This is a genomic window from Roseobacter cerffii (genome assembly GCF_054226325.1).
Window position 1 is genome coordinate 2,423,195 of record NZ_CM135757.1, and the last position, 19,291, is coordinate 2,442,485.

A 19,291-nucleotide genomic window follows, 5' to 3' on the forward strand; every position below is an offset into this window, starting at 1 on the left:
ATCCGACGATCAACAACCGGGAGTGACCATGACCCTTTTCCTTAGAACCGCCGTGGCGGCATTTTTTGCAATTCCAGCAATGGCCGGTGCCGACCCCGTCGCGCTCAGCCCAGCGGACCCGCAGCCCGCCGCCGCGAACCTCAGCCCCGGCCTTGCGGTTATCTACGCCTTCCCGGGCGATGTGCGCACGGTGAAGGACGCGCGCAATGCGCTGAAGCGCAAGACCGTCGAGGGCGCGCCACTGGCCGGGCTGTCCTATGATGACACCACGGAGGGCGATGAGACCCTGACCTCAGGCAAGGCCACGAAGATCGCGGCGGACATTTCGGGCTATATCAAGTTCGATGCGCCCGGCATCTATGTTCTGGACTTTCTGAACAACGACGGCCTCGAGATCAGCATTGGTGGCGAGATCGTGGGTGACTACGATGAGGTGCACGCCTGCGGCTATGCGGGCGAGATCGAGGTCGAGGTACCGCAGGCCGGGTTCTACGCGCTGCAGGCTACCTATTTCCAGCGCAAGGGTACAGCCTGCCTGATGATGGAATGGGGCCCGGACAGCGATGGGCTGGAACTGGTCCCGGATTCAGCGTTCTTCCACTGAGTTGCTAGGGTTGGGCGCCTCCGCCCGGCTCTGAGCTTCAAAACCTAAGCGCACCCGCGCCTCGGAGGCCGCGGCCAGGGCCTTGCGGTCTGCATAATCTGTGACCTTGAGTGGGGCGTGATAGATCACCTGTACGTGCCCATGGCGCCGACGCCCGAGCATGGCGATCAGGTGCCCGCCAAAGTCCATATCGCCCCACCAGCCATAGAGCCTGGGGTCTGTATCTGCAGGTGCGGTGTAGACCACCGAGACGGGCTGAATTTCAAGCGTGTCCCGCAGCTCCGGTGCAAAGAATGCGGCAAAGAGGCTTGTCTTGAACGGCAGCACCCGCTGCCCGTCACTGCTGGTGCCTTCGGGAAAGAACAGCAGCCGATGCCCGGCGCTCAGCCGTGTCTTGAAGACCGCCGCCTGAGCACCTGCCTGCGCCCGCTCGCGTGCGATGAACACCGTGCCCGTGGCCCGCGCCAGCCAACCGATCCCGGGCCAGCCGGCAACCTCCGATTTCGATACGAAATAGATCCGCTTCGAGGCGTTCAGCACGAAGATGTCGAGCCAACTCGAATGGTTGGCGACGGCGGCCCCCTGCCCGTTTTGCGGCGCACCCGTCACGCGCAGTCGCAACCCGATGATCCGCAGTGCATTGCGGCACACGAACACGGTGATGAAGGGGGTGATCGGCCGCGCCACACCGTAGAGCGGCCGCTCGACCAGTCGCACCAGAAGCAACAAACACAAACATCCAAAAACCAGCAGCGCCAGCGGGATTCCACGCAGCAGGACTAAAGCGCACCCCATGACGGTCAGCCGGGGCGACGGCGGCGGCGTGTCGCCAAACCAGGTCGCGCTCACGCAGCGCCGCCTTGGTAGAGCCGAGCTTGCTTGTCGTTCATACGCGCGGTGTCAAGGATCAGGCAAACGTCCGTGGTGTTGAAGGCGTGATCGATGAACGCCCCCTCACCAACGAAGCCCCCCAGGCGCAGGTACGCCTTGATCAACGTCGGGATGGCCAACATCGCCGAGCGGCTGTCGAGCTGGTCCGGAGACACAAGGTCCATGCGTTGAAACGCCTGCGGCTGCGCCCGCACGCGCAACTCTTCCGGTGCCAAATGACGGTGGTGCAAAAGCGACAATGGCTCGGCCAACTGCGCGATGTCCGTCCCGTGGAAACTGGCCACGCCAAACAGCACTTCGATCTGATGACGCGCGATGTAAGCGGCCAGCCCGCTCCACAGGTGATACATCGCCATCCCGCCGCGATAATCCGGATGAACACAAGAGCGCCCGAGTTCGAGCACCCGGCGACCGGACTGCAGCAGAACCGACAGATCATATTCATCTGCGGAATAGAACTGCCCGGCGGCGCGGGCCTGATCTTGCCGCATCACGCGGTAGACCCCCACAACTGCGTCGCGCGCGTCGTCCCATAGCAGCATGTGGTCGAAGAACCGGTCAAAGCGGTCCTGCTCAAGCCGTGCGGCATGATCCACAAGAGTGCCGCCGCCACCGAGTTCTTCGACGAAGACCTCGTACCGCAGACGCTGCGCAGCCTTCAGGTCTTCATCGGTTTCAGCCAGCCGAACCGAGAACGATGTCTGGAGTTGCGCGTCCATTTCGGTGAGGGCCGTCCTGCTGCTCGGAAATCTGCAACGGTCTTAGTGAATTGGCGCTGCGCTTGCAACGCAACACCGAACCTCGGTTTACAATCCAGAGGTGTACGTTAACCTTTTGGCAAGGTTCTTCATCCATCAAATACCGGGATCAAGGCAACGCGGGTACTATCAATGACGATTTTCCCCTCGTCACGAAAATTCACGGTGACACGGGCGTTTACATTGCTTTGCACCTGCCCGGTCCCCCAATCTGGACGGTCTGGGTGCTGCACCAGCATGCCGGGTGACAGGATCGCGTTCAAATCTTCCATGGTACCCTTTTCGCGCAGGAGACAGTAGATGGGCCAGAGCAATATTAACCTTGCCGCACTGATCGGCAGCCGCATCTGCCACGACCTGATATCGCCAATCGGTGCCATCAACAACGGCTTGGAATTGCTCGGCATGGCGGGTGGCACGCCAGGCCCGGAGATTGACCTGATCCAGGAGAGCGTCGGCAACGCCAGCGCACGCATCCGGTTCTTCCGGATCGCCTTTGGTGCCGCGGGCGAGCAGATGATGGGACGGGCCGAGGTCATCTCGATCCTCGACGACCTGATGGAGGGCGGGCGCTTGACCGTCGCCTGGGGTCCACTGGACCCGCAGCCGCGCGGCGAGGTGCGCATGGCGTTTCTTGCATTGCAATGCCTTGAGAACGCGATGCCCTACGGCGGACGCATCGAGGTCAGCCACGAGGACAACAGTTGGCTGCTGCATGGCGAGGCCGACAAGCTGAACATCGATGAGCCGCTTTGGAACATCCTGGCGACAAAAGACGCACCACAGGATCTGCGTCCGGCGCAGGTTCAGTTCGCGCTGTTGCCTATCCTTGTGGATGATGCGGGACGGCGGATGGTCACCGAAATGTCCGAGACCCAGGTTAAACTGCGGTTCTAGGCCCGCACCGTCCCGTCGCCCGTGACAAGATACTTGAAGCTGGTGAGCTGAGTCGCACCGACCGGACCACGCGCGTGCATCTTGCCCGTGGCGATCCCAATCTCGGCGCCCATCCCGAACTCTCCGCCATCCGCGAACTGGGTCGAGGCATTGTGCATCAGGATCGCCGAGTCGAGCTCGGCCATGAAGCGCCGCGCCACGTCGGCATCTTCGGTCAGCACGCAGTCGGTGTGATTTGACCCATGCGTTCGGATATGCGCCATCGCCGCGTCCAGATTGGGCACCGTGCGCGCGGCGATGATCACATCGAGGTACTCCTGTCCCCAATCTTCCACGCTCGCAGGTACCGTGCCCTCAATGCCCGACAACTTCGCGTCCGCCCGCACCTCGACGCCCGCATCCATCAGCGCCCGGATCACCCCGCGCCCGAGCGTCATGGCCACGTCTTCGTGGATCAGCAGGCACTCCGCCGCGCCGCAGATCCCAGTGCGCCGCGTCTTGGCGTTCAGGACGACCTTCAAGACCGTCTCCGGGTCCGCTGCCTTGTCGATGTAGATGTGTACGATCCCCTCGAGGTGCGCGAAGACAGGCACGCGCGCTTCGCGCTGCACCAGTCCGACAAGTCCCTTGCCGCCGCGGGGCACGATCACGTCAATGGTCTCGGTCATCGTGAGCATCTCGCTCACCGCCGCACGGTCGCGCGTCGGTACCAGCTGGATCGCCTGCTCGGGCAAGCCCGCATCGCACAACCCTTGCACCAAACAGGCATGCAGCGCGGAGGATGAGTGAAAACTCTCCGACCCCCCGCGCAGGATCACCGCATTGCCCGCCTTGAGGCAGAGCGCACCGGCATCTGCCGTGACATTCGGGCGGCTTTCATAGATCACGCCGACGACACCCAGAGGCGTGCGCACGCGCTGGATATGCAGGCCCGAGGGTTGGTCCCACTCCTCCATGATCTGCCCCACAGGATCGGCCTGTTCGGCCACAGCGCGCAGCCCATCAACGATGCCTTGAATGCGGGCCTCATCCAGCATCAATCGGTCCATCATGGCCGGGCTCAGCCCCTTCTCGCGGCCAAACTCGAGGTCCTTCGCATTGGCCTCGATGATGTCGGCGCGGTTGCGCCACACCGCCTCAGCAGCCGAAACCAATGCAGCATGCTTGCGTTCGGCGCTGGCAAAGGCCAACTCGGTGGCCGCCGCCCGCGCGGCCTGCCCCATATCCGTCATCAACGCGGGGATATCCGTGTGATCAAGCATCGTGAACCCTCCTCATCGAGATGTCCGGAACCGATACGGGATCGGCCCGGGCGGTACAACAAAAAGCTCTTCCTTAGAGCGCCATGTCATCGCGGTGGATCAGGGCGGCGCGGCCCGGATAACCCAGGATCGCTTCGATCTCACCAGACCGGTGGCCCTTGATGGCCGATGCCTCTTGCGCGGTGTAGCGGCTCAGCCCGAGCCCGATCTGATGGCCATCTGGCCCTTCAATCGCCACGGGGTCCCCCCGTTCAAAGGCGCCGGACACCGCTTTCACTCCAGCGGGCAGCAGGCTGCTGCCACCATGCAGGGCAGAGACAGCGCCCGCATCGAGCTGCACAGCCCCCCGGGGCTTCATGCCACCGATCCACCGTTTACGCGCGGCTTGCGGATCGAGCCCTGCCGTGAACCAGGTGGCCGGCGCGTCGGTATCCAGCGCGCGCAGGGGGTTTTGCACCGACCCCTCAGTTATCACCATGGCGCAGCCCGCCGCAGTCGCGGTCTTTGCAGCCATCAGTTTTGTCTTCATCCCGCCCTTCGAGAGACCAGAACCCGCATCGCCCGCCATCGCTTCGATTTCGGGCGTGATCTTTTCGATCACATCGTAGCGCTTAGCCGTCGCATCTTCCGTCGGGTTGGCGGTGTAGAACCCGTCCACATCCGACAGCAGCACCAACACATCGGCGCCCACCGTGACCGCGATCTGCGCCCCCAACCGATCATTATCGCCGAAACGGATCTCGTCAGTAGCGATGGTGTCATTCTCGTTTACAATCGGCACGACACCGAGAGACAGAAGTTGCTCCAGAGTTGCGCGGCTGTTGAGGTACCGCCTGCGATCCGCGCTGTCTTCGAGGGTCACAAGCACCTGTGCCGTGGTGATCTGATGCGGTGCCAGCACCTCTTCATACGCCCGGGCCAGCCGGATCTGACCAACAGCGGCGGCCGCCTGTGACTGCTCCAGCGGCAGGTCCTTGCCCGACAGGCCAAGCACACCGCGCCCCAAAGCAATCGAGCCGGACGAGACCAGCACCACGTCGACGCTCTGAGATTTCAGCCAAGCGACGTCTTTAGCGAGCGACGTCAGCCAGTCCGCGCGCAACGCGCCGCTGGCCCGATCCACAAGCAGCGCCGATCCGATCTTGACCACGATCCGTCGCGCGGTGGTCAGGGATGCCACGGTTCTTCCTCCACCGCCGGCTTTTGGCGCAGGCGGTCGTCATCGATCTGACCGCGCAGCGCGCGCAGCACCTCGGTGACCCCTTCGCGCGCCACACCGGACATCAGCAGCACTGGCCCGCCGCTCGCCTCTTCCAGCGTGGCATGCGCCGCGGCGCGATCCTCCTCATCCAAAGCATCAATCTTGTTCAGCACCGTCACGCGCGGTTTCTCTGCAAGATCACCACCATAAGCGTCCAATTCGGTGATGATCGTGCGGTAATCCTCAGCAATGGTTTCGGAGGTTCCGTCAACGAGGTGCAACAGCACGGAGCACCGCTCCACATGGCCGAGAAAGAGATCACCGAGCCCTCTGCCCTCCGAGGCGCCCTCGATCAGGCCGGGAATATCGGCGACGACAAATTCCGTATTATCGACGCCGACAACCCCGAGATTGGGGTGTAGCGTGGTGAACGGGTAATCAGCAATCTTCGGGCGCGCGTTGGATGTGGCCGCCAGAAAGGTCGATTTGCCCGCATTCGGCAGACCCAACAGCCCCACATCGGCGATGAGCTTCAGCCGCAGCCACAGGGTACGTTCAACGCCGTCCTGGCCAGGGTTCGCCCGCCGCGGCGCCTGGTTGGTCGCCGATTTGAAGTGCAGATTGCCGAACCCGCCATTGCCGCCCCGTGCCAGCTGCACGCGCTGACCGACCTCCGTGAGGTCCGCGATCACCGTCTCCTGATCCTCATCAAGGATTTCCGTGCCGACGGGCACCCGCAGCACAATATCGTCGCCGTCCTTGCCTGTGCGCTGACGGCCCATGCCGGGCTGGCCGTTCTTCGCAAAGAAGTGCTGCTGATAGCGGAAATCAATAAGCGTGTTCAGCCCCTCGACCGCTTCGGCCCAGACCGATCCGCCCGTGCCCCCATCGCCGCCATCGGGCCCGCCGTATTCAATATACTTCTCGCGCCGGAAGCTGACACAGCCGCCGCCGCCCGCGCCCGAGCGGATGTAGACTTTGCAGAGATCCAGAAACTTCATGGACGGTGTCCTAGCGCGAGCGGCGCGCGCCCTCAATCAGAGTTTTCGCAAATAGGTCCATGTGGGCACGGTGGTGTCACGCGCCACACTGAAGCTCTCGGCGTCGCCGAGGTATTCGAACCCGCAATGCGTCAGCACCCGCGCCGAGGCCGGATTGTCCTGAAAGACACTGGCAAACATGGTCTTGTTCCGCAGCGGATTGGCCTCGACCAGCGCCTGCACCGCATCCGATGCAAGGCCTGTGTTCCAATAAGGCGGCGCAACCCAGTAGCTCACTTCAGACTGGTCACGATCCATCCGCTCGAGCGAGATCACGCCCATGAGCTCAGATCCATCTGCAATCGTGCCATCCATGGCCCAAACGTCCTCGTCCCGCGTATCGGACATGGCCCGGGTGACGAAAGCCTCGATCATGCCTGGGGGGACCGGATGCGGAATGGAGGTGGTCATGCGTGCCACACGCACATCACCACCATAAAGCTCGATCAGCCCCATGTCGGACTTGCGCAGGGGACGCAGCACAAAGCGATCAGTCTCAACCGTCGGCTGCACCGTGATCTTTTCCATTTCCATCGTCATATCCCTCCTCCGAATAAAACGAACAACACCGAGGCGACGGTCAACGCCGCAAGGGTCCACATAAGATAAGGTTCCATCGCCGTTCCCGCTACGCTGCGAGCGATGGCATCACCGGCAAGTGTCCAGAGCGGATGCAACAGCACCTGACAGGCGAGCAATACAGCGGCAATGGTTGCCGTAGCCTCAACAACCGGCGTGCCAGGCGCCACAAAAGCGGTAAATCCACCGACAATCATCGCCCAGGCCTTGGGGTTCAGGGGGTGCACGATGAGGCCCGCTGCGAAACCAGGTGCGGTCGTCGCCTCCCCCACCGTACCCAACCGCATGTTGGCCACACGCCAAGCCAGCCAGATGATATAGGCGGCGGAGGCATATTTGAGCGCCTCGAAGACCCAAGGCGCCTGCTCAGCCAATTCCATCAGCCCGAAGCCCACCGGCCAGATCACCAGTTGCTTGCCAAGCGCCACGCCAGCCACAAACGGCAGCGCCGCGCGAAACCCATAGCGCGCGCCGGTCGTCATCAGCGCCATATTCGCAGGCCCAGGCGTACCGACCTGTGAGGCGGCGAAAATGGCAAAGCTGGTGACAGCGACCGACATGGTTGAGCCTTATACGTTCTGTATGGCGAAAATGAGAAAGGGGACCGGCGGTGTCGCCGATCCCCCTGAAGTGTCATGTCCCTGAGGAAGGGCTTATTCAGCGGCCTCCGCCACCGGCAGGACCGAAATAAACGTGCGGTTCTTGAGACCCTTGTGAAAGGTCACCGCCCCGTCCACGGTCGCAAAGATCGTGTGGTCCTTGCCCATGCCGACGCCTTCGCCGGGCCAGAACTTGGTCCCGCGCTGGCGCACGATGATGTTGCCGGGGATAGCCTGCTGGCCACCGTAGAGTTTCACGCCAAGGCGGCGGCCCGCGGAATCGCGACCGTTCCGGGATGAACCACCTGCTTTTTTATGTGCCATTTGGTCTCTCCTTAGCCTTTAGCCAGTTCTTTGGCCTGTTCGATCCAGCCTTCACGCTCGATCCGGCCTTTGAACGACAGTTTCTCGTCCATAGCAGCAACGTCCGCATCGGTCCATGCTGCGATTTGTGCAAATGTGGTCACGCCGGCCTCGAGAAGCTTCTTCTCGAGCGCGGGGCCCACACCGCTGAGCTTCTTCAGATCATCCGCAGCAGAATCGGCCTTTGGTGCCGCCTTTGCCTTCGGCGCCCCAGTCTTGGCTTCCGCCTTCTTCTCAGCCTTTTTCGGAGCGGCCTTCTTCGGCGCCGCTGCTTCAACCGCCTTCACGGAAACCGAACCGGCACCCATTGCGGCCTTCACGCCCGATTTCTCCGCGCCCGAGGCGAGGATATCCGTCACCTTGACCAGTGTCAGTTTTTGACGGTGACCCTTGGTGCGCTTGGACGAATGCTTCCGGCGGCGCTTGACGAAGTTGATGACCTTCTCGCCTTTGATCTGATCGACCACTTCGGCCTGAACGCCAGCATCCTTGACGAAGGGCGCGCCAACAACGGTCTTGTCGCCACCCAGCATCAGAATCTCGTTGAATTGTACTGTTTCACCCGCGTCGGCAGCCAGTTTTTCAACACGGAGCATATCGCCCGATTGAACCTTGTACTGCTTGCCGCCGGTCTTGAGGACCGCAAACATAGCATTTCCTTTGCTCTTACCCGCGTCCTGTGGTCCCCGTATCTCGGGCGTTTCGGCCTTGCGGCCACCTCGAACAGCGCACTCCGGTCAGAGTGATATGTGAAAGACAACAAGGCCCGGCGAACCGGACCTCGTATATGAGGTGGCCCTTTGCACCAGCGCGCGGCACATGTCAAGCGCGTTTGCTGTCATATATCGTTGCCTGCCGCATTCATCGCCACCGCCCGCCCCAGGCCGTAAGCGATATCGGTAAAGATGGCCTCATAGCCCGCGAAAAGTGCTGCGTTCAGGTCGGCGCCTGCGGGGCTGTCGGCGAAGGCGACATAGGCTTCCAGATCGGCGAGATCCAGTGGCTGCTGGGCCAGGAAGAAATAGCCGCGCAGCCACACTTCCGCGTCTGATCGCAGGCCTTCCTCTGACTCCCAGACCTGTGCGAGGATCTGCTCGTCACTCATCTCCAGCATGCCGCCATCGGCGAGCCCCCGCGAGAACTGGTAGCTGGAACTCATGGTCAGCGCCACGTTCAATTCCAGCAAGTCATTGAGCGCGATGAACTCCGACACCAACCCCGCGTGGCGATCATCCTCCGGAAGGGTATCAAAAGCTGCGGCCGCGGCCTCTTCCATCGCGACATCGGCCATCGCATCACGTGCGGCGATCTCCAGTTCGGTGATCCGCTGACCACGTGCGCTGTCAAAGAATTGCAGGGCGACGTCCAGCGCGGCATCATCCAGCCCCTCTTTGAGCGCGTGAAAAAACGCATCCTCCATCGGCCTGGTTTCATAGAGACTGGAAACCTGCTGCTGCCAGAAGGCGCCGCCCTGCCCGCTCAGCATGTCTGCGTTCAGATCTTCAGCGTCCGACATCCCTTCCTGCCGCAGCGCCTGAACCAGCTGCGGCAGCCGGAGCGCATCCATCAAGACCGTCACCCGCGCATCCGCCCAGGCAGGCAGCGCAATGACACAGAAAAGAACGGAAATGACGGCCGAGCGCATTGATCAAAGGTCTTGGCTGGGACGCAGATTGCTCATGCGTTGAGCCACAGCTTCATAGCGGTTAGCCATGATCTCGAACTGAACCGCGTTCATCAACTCATAGACCCGCTGCATCTTCGGATGCTCCAGCGCGTCGGCATAGGCCGTGACATCCTCATCCGAGAAGGATTGATACGTATAGGCCGAGCCGGACAGTGCGGAAATCTGCATGCTGCGCCGCATCTCGCCTTCCTGCGCTTTCAAACTTTCGCGCAGATCGGCTTCTTCCATCTGCAGGTCGATCACGCCAGCCCCGGCAGCGGCCATCAGAAAGCGCACCTGCACCTCCTGGATCGCGCGGATCGACGCGTCTTCGGAGCCTGTAGCGTTGTTGAGCCGTTTCAATTCTTCCAAGCGCGGCGAGCCAATACGCACCAGGCCGGCCACGATCGCCTCGCCCGCCTCGGTCTTGAAGGCGTCATCCTCGATCATATGCGAGTCGTTCTCGGCCACAACGAGGCGGCTCCCAAGATCCGACGCATAAAACTCAACCGCATGGGTCAGCAGATCATCTTCAAGGGTTTGCGACAGGATATCGAGCGCCATGGAATGCATTTGCTCCACATCGAAAACATCTTCGACGAGACGCGTCCATTCCGAGCCAAAGTCATCCGCCTGAAGGCCGATCATGTTCGGGGCTGTCTCGGCACTCAGCTTGATGCTTTCGAGGGCCACGTCAAAACCAGTCACTTCCAGAAACGCCTCCAACCGATCCAAATCCGTGGCGCGCCCTGGCAGAACCGAGACCGCCATCAGCAGCGTCGCGAGCATCACCGGCGCGCAATATCGGATGAGAGCGGTCATGACAGATCTCCTTCAGGCCTTCGCCTTTCTTACGTAGTGCCAAAGCTTAGGGTTTTCACCTTTACGAGCAATGAAATTTCCCGTGTAGAGCAGGCGTGCGCCAATCCCCTCTTGTCACACAGCACAAAGGCGACTAAACGCCCATGCACCAGACCCCCGCGGAGAGGTGCCGGAGTGGTCGAACGGGGCGGTCTCGAAAACCGTTGTGGGTGCAAGCCTACCCAGGGTTCGAATCCCTGTCTCTCCGCCACCAAAACGTTTGCAAATAAGCCCTAGTTGCAAAAGCCGGTTGCTTTCAAAGACTGAAGCTTGCTTTGACGCGCGACGTCACGACTAGCACTCCGTCGATCACTGTTGTCTCTTTGTATATGCCGAATGCGTCTGCTGTGGCTCAACTGTGCGCCCGCAAATCGAATTGGATCAACTACTATGGCAGCAGAGGCAAACCAACTACGTGAACCTTGGAGGTTCAGTTCATAACGAAAGTCGGAATAATAAGGCCATGACGAGAGGCGTTATTCTGCCTCTTAACACCGTCAGGAGCACCGATGGATCGCGTCAAAACTCTCGAAATCTTCGTCGCTGTTGCAGAAGCCGAGAGCTTTGCCGCTGGCGCCCGTGTCGTCGGTCTGAGTGCACCATCAGTCACGCGGGGCATCAACACCCTTGAAGACCGCATCGGTGCGCGGCTTTTCACCCGCACGACCCGCAAGGTCCGCCTCACGGACGTTGGTGTCGCTTATCTTGAAGACGCCCGCGCGATCCTCGCACAACTTCAGGCCGCCGATGATGCGGCAGCGGGCGCGGCGAGCAACCCAGTCGGCAAGCTGCGTATCACCTGTTCCCATGAATTCGGGCGGATCTATGTGACACCAATCTTGACCGACTTTCTGGACACCTATCCGGATGTCACTGCCGAGGTCGTGATCGTTGATCGGATCGTGAACATGGTCGAGGAAGGATTTGATGTCGCCGTCCGTATAGGCGCATTGCCGTCATCCGATCTTTCCGCCGTCCGTGTCGGGCGCGTTCGGCGGGTTGTCTGCGGGTCGCCAGCGTATTTTGACCAACACGGCGTGCCGCAATTCCCGGATGACCTTCAGGATCACCAAATCGTGTCGTCATCCCCGAACATCCCGGAAACCGAGTGGCGTTTTGGTGCGGACGCAAGTCGCGCTGTGCGGATCCACCCACGTCTGATCGTCGGCAGCATGGCCGCTGGCATCGAGGTCGCGCGGCGCGGTTGGGGTATAAGCCGGGTCCTGTACTACCAGATCGGCCCCGACCTCGAAGCCGGGCGTCTGCAAACAGTTTTGGACGCGTTTGAGCCCGACCCGCTCCCGATCAGCCTGGTTCATGTCGAAGGGCGACGCGCCGCTGCAAAGGTGCGAAGTTTCATTGACTTCGCCACAAAACGTCTGCGGTCGATACCAAGTTTGAATTAGCGGCTGCACCTCAGTCCTGGGCGAACGTCCGCTGGGTCCCGCTCTTGCGCTTCAGGCTTTGCAACAACGATGGCTAAGGCCCAACATCTGATGACGTGAGAATCGTTGAAGAATCCGCAACTTGCCTAAGCAGCGGATGCGCCCCGCGACGATGGACGACTGGCAACGCTTCATTATTCCTAAAATATGGAATAGTCACTTTCTTTTTTGTAGCATTATTCTGAAATCCAATCGGCGTTAGATGTCTTTTCGAAGAGTTGGAGAGCTTCACGACCGGTGCAGATCCGGACGGTGTCGCCAGCACTTAAGAAGGATTTCTGTCGTGACATCGGAACCACAACGGCACCCGCTCCAACAGTTCATCGAAAACAACGCGCTCGAAAGCGCCCGGCTTGCAGAAGGTGACTGGAGGTCACCCAACTCCATCAAGATGGACCTTGCCTGGACACTCGATAGCGTGTGCCCAAACCAAGCAGGGCCTCAACGGCGGCGTGCAGGGATTGAGCTGCTTCTGATCCGCAAATGGAGCAGAGAGCTGGACTGTCGCCTTGTCAACGACCTCTGGGGCCACAACGTCAACCGCGAGCCAGATCGCGAGTGTTTCAGGCCTCCGGGCCGCAGCCCCAGTGGGCACCTCAAGCTAAGCAATTCCGGGCTCTAACTCAAAACCACACTGGAGATCACACCCAATGGCGACACCTATCAAACTCTATCGCAATCCGAAGTCCGGCCACTGCCACCGGGTCGAACTGATGCTGGCCTTTCTTGGCCTGCCCTACGAGACGATTGATCTCGACATGGCGAACGGCGCACACAAGGCGGCGGACTATCTCAAGATCAGCCCATTCGGCCTCGTACCCGCAATTGATGACGGTGGGTATACACTGTCCGATAGCAACGCGATCCTGATCTACTTGGTGCAAACCTATGCCAAAGGGTCGGGCTGGATGCCCTCGGACCCGAAAGAGGCCGCTGAGGTGCAGCGCTGGCTGACCGTGGCCGCCGACAACATCTATGCCGGACCCTGTGCTGCGCGTTTGGTCAAGGTGTTTGGCACGGCGCATGACCACACCGCCGCTGTCGCCAAGGCGCACGACCTCTTCAAGGTGATGGATGCACATCTCGATGGACGCGACTGGCTCGCAACCGACAAGATCACCGTCGGGGATATCGCTGCCTATAGCTACACCGCCCACGCACCCGAAGGCGGCGTCGATCTGGCGCCCTACCCGAATGTGCGGGCATGGCTGCAGCGGATCGAGGCGCGACCAAATTTTATCGGCATGGCCAAATCTCCGGTCCCCGAATTGATCTGAGCCCGTGAAACAGGTGCCGGTGCCCTCCCCCGCACCGGCCCGCTGACCTGACGCCTGGAAGGAGACGAACATGTCAAAGATGGACCACATCAATCCATTTCACGAAGGTGAACTCCAAGCACAGGCACGCGCCGGTGTCGGCGACGTCGCAAAGTGGGCTGGCGGGTTCATTCGCGACTACCTGCCGGAGCAGCATCGCGCCTTTTATACCAGCCTGCCCTTTCTGGTCGTCGCTGGTGCAGATGCCGACGGTCGCACATGGACCACCCTGATCGACGGTTCCGATGGCTTTGCCACCTCACCCGATCCGCAGCGGATCGCGCTACAAACGCAGCTTGATCCGACCGATCCACTCGCCAGGGCCTTTTCAGAAGGCGGTGAGATTGGCGCTTTGGGCATCGAACTGGCGACACGTCGACGCAACCGGTTCAGCGGGCAGATCCGTCAGGCGGCTGGCGGATATGTGATCGACATTCGCCAGAGTTTTGGCAACTGCCCCCAGTACATCCATGAGCGCGCCTGGACCCGCGGCGCCAAGAGCGACCCGGTTGTTGCACAGCGCACCGCCGCGCTCTCTGCCGACCAGATCGCCCGCATCGGCGCTGCCGACACCATGTTCATTGGTTCGGGTCATCGCGGCAAAGCCGGCGCAGCATCCAACGGCTATGACGCCTCGCACCGGGGTGGTGCGCCGGGCTTCGTGCATGTCTTGAATGAGACGCACCTGCAGATTCCGGACTACGCGGGCAACAACTTCTTCAACACGATTGGCAATGTGATCTCAGATCCACGGGTGGGCCTGCTGTTCGTGGACTTCGAGACTGGTGGTCTGCTGCACATCACAGGTCGCGCCGCCGTAGATTGGGCGCCGCGCGGCGCCCGCGATCCGGAGGCCTGGCGCATCATCGACGTAAAGATCGACGGGGTGCTGGACCGCCCGGGCGCGGTTGGATTGCGGTGGGCCAAACAGGATGACCTGCTGCGTCGCCTGAGACTCGTGGAACGCGTCGACGAGGCAGACCAGGTTACCTCCTTCCATTTTGAAGCAGTCGATGGCCGCCCGCTGGACCCGTTCGAGCCGGGCCAGCACTTGCCAGTGGAGGTTCAGATCCCCGGCCAGGCCGGGAAATCAAAGCGCAGTTATTCGCTGTCTGGTGCTCCCAACGATCGCACCCGGTATCGGCTGAGCATCAAACGCGAAGATAAGGGCCTTGTTTCGCGCTTCCTGCATGACCAGCTGAACGAAGGCTACGAAATCGAGGCGGGCAGACCGTCGGGTGACTTTGTTGTGCCCTGTAATAATTGCCCTCTCGTTCTGGTCAGCGCGGGTGTCGGGCTCACCCCCATGCTGTCGATCCTGCACGCCAATGCACAGCAAGAGGACCGCCCGGTCTGGTACGTGCACGGCACCCGAAATGGACGCGCGCATGCTTTCCGGGCAGAAACAGGGCACTTGATCGCCGAGAACAGCAATCTGCACCAGCGCGTCTTTTACAGCCGACCCAATGCCAGCGATGTCAGCGGCAAAGACTATGACGTTGAAGGGCGCATCACCGCCGAAGACCTGCTCGATCTCGGAGTTGGACCGGACGCGCGCTACCTGCTCTGCGGCCCAGCAGCATTTCTCGCCGACATCCGCAACGGGCTCGAAGCAGCAGGCGTGAATGCCGATCACATCCACTTCGAAACATTCGGACCTGCAAGCTTATCATTCGGGGACAAGGAGCCGGATATCGGGCACACCTGCGACCGAGCCACCCGCCATGTCACAATAGAAAGTCATCCTCGCGATGACATGCAGTCCACAAAACGGTGAACCGTCGGGAGGCGATCGAGAGGCACGCCCGGGTCGCAACAAGTGGGCCGGGTCTACTCCCGGATCCACGACAACGACCTGAGCAGGCACAATCTTTGGAGCAGAACAGGTTAAGGGCTCTTCGGTCCGGCAACTCGCGCCGCAGTCTTCCATACAGCACGACGCTCCACTCTTGCGTGGTCCGCGCACCGGCTTGGCCAGAACTCAAGTGCCGCTATTGGCTCAGCCGATCTCCGCTCTGGAGGTGCCGCAACCCAGTCGCGGCCAGCCACACAAAACAGAGATTGACTTAGAGCGACTCCAACCCGCTATGCGTAGGTCAAAAGAGCAGGTGCAAAAATGAGAATTGCAGAAGCCTCAAAGGCCTGCGGATTGTCCGCATACACTATCCGGTTCTACGAGAAATCGGGGATGTTGCCAAAGATCGCGCGCGGGTCGGACGGACACCGCCGCTTCACGCCTGCCCATGTGGAATGGCTGACCCTGCTCTACTGGCTGCGCGAAAACGGGATGCCGCTCAAGCAAATGCGGCGGTTCACCGAGCTTGCAAAGGCAGGCGATGACGGCATCGACGAGCGGCGGGAAATCCTTGAAGATCATGCTCAGACACTGAAAGCCAAGCGCGCGACACTGGAACGGTGCGAAAGTGTTCTGGCGATCAAGATTGCCAGCTATGGACCAAAGAAAGGCGCGAACGACGAATGAAGTTTGCCTATCTGATCGAACCGCCCTTCAATTACGTCGATGCTGACGGGCGCATCACCGGTTGCGATGTCGAACTCGCGCGGCACCTCTCCCGTGAGCTTGGTATCCCGGATTTCGAGCCGGTTGAGACGGAGTTCGCCGAACTTCTTCCCGGCCTTGTAGACGGGCGGTGGCGCATGACAACGGGACTGTTCGCCACTGACGAGCGGAAACGGCGCGCGCATTTCAGTCGCCCGATCTGGGCGCTGCCCGATGGTTTCCTTGTGCGGGCTGGCAATCCACATGATCTGAGCGGCTATCGATGCATCGCACGAAACCGCGCTCTGCGATTGGCCGTTGTTCGCGATCAGTTCCAGCATCGCTCTGCGGTTGAGTTCGGTGTGAGCGAAGACCAGATCGCAATCTTCGAAACTTACACCGCCGCCGCGGAAGCGGTGCGGGACGGCGCCGCTGACGCCTATGCAAGCGTCGGAAGGGCGCACGGCGGCTTCATCGAACGGACCCCAAATTGGGAAGTGGACCTGGTCCTGGTCCCAACGGAGGAGAACCCACCAGCGTTCGGATCATTTGCCTTTGGGCTGCACGACATAGACCTCGTCAGCAACGTCGATGCGCTCTTGGGAGACTTTCTCGGAACGGAACGTTACCGGAAAATGATGGCGCGTTTTGGCTTCTCGGCAGAGGACGTCGATCTGGTTTCGACGCAAGCTTTTCAAAGCTGACACTGATGCTGTTTGCCCGGTATCTCCGGCAGATCCTCGCTGAAGGCCAGCGATTTCAGGCTGACCCAAAAAGCCTAGCGATTTGACACCGCAGCGCAGGGCCGACTGCTGATTTAAGTCTATGGCCGACACGCGACCCGAAACACCTCGCGAAAAATCACACCCAGATGCGTCAGCTCTCAAGGAAGACTCTTCAAGTATGCGGGTTCGGAGTGAATATCCGAGCACCGTTGCTCGAGTTCCGATGTGTCGGCCATGTCTCCGCCCGCTGGAAAAATCGTCAACGAAAAATGACCGCACCAACGCGCGGCCAAACGCTCACTTCCCCATGATTTTCTTGCGCCGTTCGGCCATCCGCGTGTTGGCTTCAACCGTGCCGTCATGGAACGTCCCCATCCACTTATCCCACGGGATCTCCAGACTGCCGTAGTTACACTCGAAATAGCGATGATGCATCTGGTGGTGGAACGTGCCGAGGTTCAGCCGGTTCTTGTCCTTGATCAAAAGGCCTTGATAGCCGGTGTGTGTGCTCATCGCGGTCAGGAAGTAGTACTGCAGATGGAAGATGATATGCACCGGATGCGCGCCTACAAGCACGTGTATGAACACAGAACCGAGGAAGATCAGCTGTTCGACAGGGTGCATCGACATGCCCGACCAGGGACCGACGTTGATGTTCCGATGATGCAGATAATGGATGTGTTTGTAGAGCACCGGAATATGGATCAGCCGGTGGATGCAATAGAAGTAGAAGCTCTCCCAGATCGGGATCAGCAGGAAGAGCGCAACGAACCAGACCGGGTGTGCAGCCCAGGTGATCAACGGCATATGGCCATTGGCCAGCGCCCAGAACAGCACCGCCTCATAGGCTGTCCAGATCAGCACTCCGGGAACCAGTGTCCAGAACATGTTGTCGCGCACCTGTCCGCCAAGGGTGAATTGCTTGCCTTTCACCATCAGTGGGCGCGGGTCGTATTTCAGCGCCTTTCCCTGGGCTGAAAAGGTGTAGAACCACAGGTGCAGCGCGCCGCCGACCGCGAGTGCGAGCAAGAGGTTCCGCACATAGATCTCGGCGATCCATCCTATGGCAAATGTTCGCGTCTCTTCCAACGGCGGCTGGAACCAGATCAGGCTGACCCACGCGAGGCCGAGAATGATCAGCTTCTCCGAGATGAGCGCCCAGGAGTTCCAAACCCATTTGATCATCTCGACCGGGTTCAGTGGCCAGATGAAGAAAGGAGAGACCTTTAGCGGAACCTCCGGTATGTGATTCCAACCCTTTAGCTCCGTTTCAGACATCCCGCGCTCCTGTTTGACGACAGGAAAGAGTTTGACACGAGACAAAACCTACGAAAAACAGAATTAACTGTGGTTTTACATCTGAAAATCTGAGGTGATATGGCTGTCTCTCTCAAATCGATGCGGTACTTCACTCGCGCTTTGGCCCATGGCAGCATTGCGCGCGCCGCGGACGAGTTGAACGTGGCCGCCTCCGCCATCTCGGCAGCGATTGACCAGATCGAAGCCCAATTCCAGCTCAAGCTGGTTAACCGGTTCCGCGCCCGAGGCATTTCACCGACGGCCAGTGGCCGAGTGCTCGACCGGAAGTTTGCGCATCTGCTCGAGGAGTACGAGGCGGTCATGGCCGAGGGGTCAGAGTTGCGACAGGCGTTGAAGGGTCCGCTGCGCATTGGCTACTACGCCCCTGTCGCGCCTGCCTTTTTGCCCGAGATTTTGTCCTCCTTTGCGCCCGACGATGGTGCGCGCCTGTTTCATCTTGAGGAATGCAACAATGATCGGGCGCAAGACGGGCTGCTGACCGGGGAGTTCGATGTCATCCTGTTTGTTCCGCAGGCCGTCCGACCACAGATCGACTTCGACCCGCTCATCGAAGCCCCCGCCTACTGCCTCTGCTCCGCCGATCACCCGCTGGCGAGGAAGAGCGCCGTCAGCTTGGCGGACCTTGCCGGTGAACCGATCATCGTATTGAACCGTCCTGTCGCCGTCGATTACTACCGCCAGCTCTTCGATACTGCCGGGCACAGCCCGACGACGCTCGCCTATGCAAACTCCACGGAAATGGTGCGCAGCCTGGTGGGTGCAGGGCACGGGTGCGCAATCCTGAACATGCGACCAACGACCGAAGTCAGCTATGGCGGCCACAAGCTCCGCGCGCTGCCTATCGTCGACCCGCTGCCGCCGCTGTCGCTGGCGGTGGGATATGACAAATCGAATCCGCGGCGCATTGTGCGTCATTTCGTTGATGCCTGCCGGGCCCATTTTCGCGACGGCGCTGGCCGCGCGCATATCGTCGGCCCGTAAGAGCGCTATAGACGATAAGCGAGCCGATCGATCCGCCTGGGCCCGATGTCTCCGCAGCCCCGGAACAGCCCTTCAAACAGCACTGCACGCGCGATTTTGCACAGCGAGGAAGCTAATCTTTGCCAATCCGGCAGCGAACCCAGCTATGCAATTGTATCGCACAGCATGAAAAAACAGGTCGATGACCTGCGCAAAACCATAATTCAGAGATTATGTCTGACTGTTTTTCGTCAAAATGCAGGACACTGACCTGCTGCGCAGACATGAGCCTGCAAATTAATCA

General features: G+C 60.5%; 22 protein-coding genes and 1 tRNA gene. 10 read left to right on the forward strand and 13 right to left on the reverse strand.

Annotation, left to right across the window (positions count from 1 at the left end; translation table 11 throughout):
• The first annotated feature begins 28 nt into the window (after positions 1–28).
• On the forward strand, positions 29–604 hold the full coding sequence (locus tag ACVC7O_RS11720) for a PA14 domain-containing protein (protein WP_458322315.1): 576 nt from the start codon (positions 29–31) through the stop codon (positions 602–604).
• Here the strand turns inward: ACVC7O_RS11720 and olsA are convergent.
• The 3 genes from olsA to ACVC7O_RS11735 all read right to left on the reverse strand — a co-directional run bounded on the left by olsA (position 587) and on the right by ACVC7O_RS11735 (position 2,525).
• A complete protein-coding gene (gene olsA / locus ACVC7O_RS11725; protein ID WP_458322316.1) occupies positions 587–1,453 on the reverse strand; it encodes a lyso-ornithine lipid O-acyltransferase in 867 nt (288 codons plus the stop codon). The genes ACVC7O_RS11720 and olsA overlap by 18 nt on opposite strands.
• The gene (gene olsB / locus ACVC7O_RS11730) at positions 1,450–2,214 is read right to left on the reverse strand and encodes a l-ornithine N(alpha)-acyltransferase (RefSeq protein WP_458322317.1); all 765 of its coding nucleotides are present in this window, start codon (positions 2,212–2,214) and stop codon (positions 1,450–1,452) included. The genes olsA and olsB overlap by 4 nt, the downstream gene beginning before the upstream one ends.
• A gap of 128 nt (positions 2,215–2,342) precedes the next feature.
• Positions 2,343–2,525: a DUF3553 domain-containing protein gene (locus tag ACVC7O_RS11735; RefSeq protein WP_458322318.1), complete on the reverse strand. Its 183-nt coding sequence runs from the start codon at positions 2,523–2,525 to the stop codon at positions 2,343–2,345.
• A gap of 28 nt (positions 2,526–2,553) precedes the next feature.
• Here ACVC7O_RS11735 and ACVC7O_RS11740 point away from each other — a divergent pair, with 28 nt between their 5' ends.
• Positions 2,554–3,150 carry a histidine phosphotransferase family protein gene (locus tag ACVC7O_RS11740; RefSeq protein ID WP_458322319.1) on the forward strand — a complete coding sequence of 199 codons (597 nt, stop codon included), beginning with the start codon at positions 2,554–2,556 and terminating at the stop codon, positions 3,148–3,150.
• Here the strand turns inward: ACVC7O_RS11740 and ACVC7O_RS11745 are convergent.
• The 9 genes from ACVC7O_RS11745 to ACVC7O_RS11785 form a co-directional block, all read right to left on the reverse strand.
• Entirely contained in the window at positions 3,147–4,412 is a 1,266-nt protein-coding gene (locus ACVC7O_RS11745; protein WP_458322320.1) for a glutamate-5-semialdehyde dehydrogenase, read from the reverse strand. The genes ACVC7O_RS11740 and ACVC7O_RS11745 overlap by 4 nt on opposite strands.
• Positions 4,413–4,485: 73 nt before the next feature.
• Entirely contained in the window at positions 4,486–5,592 is a 1,107-nt protein-coding gene (proB, locus tag ACVC7O_RS11750; RefSeq protein WP_458322321.1) for a glutamate 5-kinase, read from the reverse strand.
• Positions 5,580–6,614, reverse strand: a complete 1,035-nt coding sequence (obgE, locus tag ACVC7O_RS11755) for a GTPase ObgE (RefSeq protein WP_458322322.1) — start codon at positions 6,612–6,614, stop codon at positions 5,580–5,582. Before obgE ends, proB begins: the two co-directional genes overlap by 13 nt.
• Before the next feature lie 36 nt (positions 6,615–6,650).
• Positions 6,651–7,187: a GNAT family N-acetyltransferase gene (locus ACVC7O_RS11760; RefSeq protein WP_458326084.1), complete on the reverse strand. Its 537-nt coding sequence runs from the start codon at positions 7,185–7,187 to the stop codon at positions 6,651–6,653.
• A gap of 2 nt (positions 7,188–7,189) precedes the next feature.
• Positions 7,190–7,792 (reverse strand): LysE family translocator, encoded by a 603-nt coding sequence (locus ACVC7O_RS11765; RefSeq protein WP_458322323.1) that lies wholly within the window; start codon positions 7,790–7,792, stop codon positions 7,190–7,192.
• A 93-nt stretch (positions 7,793–7,885) separates the two neighbouring features.
• On the reverse strand, positions 7,886–8,155 hold the full coding sequence (gene rpmA / locus ACVC7O_RS11770) for a 50S ribosomal protein L27 (protein WP_159974246.1): 270 nt from the start codon (positions 8,153–8,155) through the stop codon (positions 7,886–7,888).
• Positions 8,156–8,166: 11 nt separating this feature from the next.
• Complete coding sequence (locus ACVC7O_RS11775) at positions 8,167–8,844, reverse strand: 50S ribosomal protein L21 (protein WP_458322324.1); 678 nt, start codon at positions 8,842–8,844, stop codon at positions 8,167–8,169.
• Between the two features lie 188 nt (positions 8,845–9,032).
• On the reverse strand, positions 9,033–9,839 hold the full coding sequence (locus ACVC7O_RS11780; protein ID WP_458322325.1) for a DUF2059 domain-containing protein: 807 nt from the start codon (positions 9,837–9,839) through the stop codon (positions 9,033–9,035).
• A 3-nt stretch (positions 9,840–9,842) separates the two neighbouring features.
• A complete protein-coding gene (locus tag ACVC7O_RS11785; RefSeq protein WP_458322326.1) occupies positions 9,843–10,682 on the reverse strand; it encodes a DUF2059 domain-containing protein in 840 nt (279 codons plus the stop codon).
• 160 nt (positions 10,683–10,842) lie between these two features.
• Between ACVC7O_RS11785 and ACVC7O_RS11790 the strand changes: the two genes are divergently transcribed.
• The 7 genes from ACVC7O_RS11790 to ACVC7O_RS11820 all read left to right on the forward strand — a co-directional run bounded on the left by ACVC7O_RS11790 (position 10,843) and on the right by ACVC7O_RS11820 (position 16,686).
• Positions 10,843–10,932 (forward strand) — tRNA-Ser (locus ACVC7O_RS11790).
• Between the two features lie 298 nt (positions 10,933–11,230).
• A complete protein-coding gene (locus ACVC7O_RS11795) occupies positions 11,231–12,127 on the forward strand; it encodes a LysR family transcriptional regulator (RefSeq protein ID WP_458322327.1) in 897 nt (298 codons plus the stop codon).
• 241 nt (positions 12,128–12,368) lie between these two features.
• Entirely contained in the window at positions 12,369–12,788 is a 420-nt protein-coding gene (locus tag ACVC7O_RS11800) for a DUF1348 family protein (RefSeq protein ID WP_458322328.1), read from the forward strand.
• A 28-nt stretch (positions 12,789–12,816) separates the two neighbouring features.
• Positions 12,817–13,443, forward strand: a complete 627-nt coding sequence (locus ACVC7O_RS11805; protein ID WP_458322329.1) for a glutathione S-transferase family protein — start codon at positions 12,817–12,819, stop codon at positions 13,441–13,443.
• Positions 13,444–13,513: 70 nt separating this feature from the next.
• Positions 13,514–15,259 carry an FAD-binding oxidoreductase gene (locus ACVC7O_RS11810; RefSeq protein WP_458322330.1) on the forward strand — a complete coding sequence of 582 codons (1,746 nt, stop codon included), beginning with the start codon at positions 13,514–13,516 and terminating at the stop codon, positions 15,257–15,259.
• A 372-nt stretch (positions 15,260–15,631) separates the two neighbouring features.
• A complete protein-coding gene (locus ACVC7O_RS11815; protein WP_458322331.1) occupies positions 15,632–15,964 on the forward strand; it encodes a MerR family transcriptional regulator in 333 nt (110 codons plus the stop codon).
• Positions 15,961–16,686 (forward strand): transporter substrate-binding domain-containing protein, encoded by a 726-nt coding sequence (locus ACVC7O_RS11820; RefSeq protein WP_458322332.1) that lies wholly within the window; start codon positions 15,961–15,963, stop codon positions 16,684–16,686. Before ACVC7O_RS11815 ends, ACVC7O_RS11820 begins: the two co-directional genes overlap by 4 nt.
• 318 nt (positions 16,687–17,004) lie before the next feature.
• Here ACVC7O_RS11820 and ACVC7O_RS11825 read toward each other — a convergent pair whose 3' ends face one another.
• Positions 17,005–17,985, reverse strand: coding sequence for a sterol desaturase family protein (locus tag ACVC7O_RS11825; RefSeq protein ID WP_458322333.1), 981 nt, complete (start codon positions 17,983–17,985; stop codon positions 17,005–17,007).
• A gap of 99 nt (positions 17,986–18,084) precedes the next feature.
• Between ACVC7O_RS11825 and ACVC7O_RS11830 the strand changes: the two genes are divergently transcribed.
• Complete coding sequence (locus ACVC7O_RS11830; RefSeq protein WP_458322334.1) at positions 18,085–19,008, forward strand: LysR family transcriptional regulator; 924 nt, start codon at positions 18,085–18,087, stop codon at positions 19,006–19,008.
• Positions 19,009–19,291 lie beyond the last annotated feature (283 nt).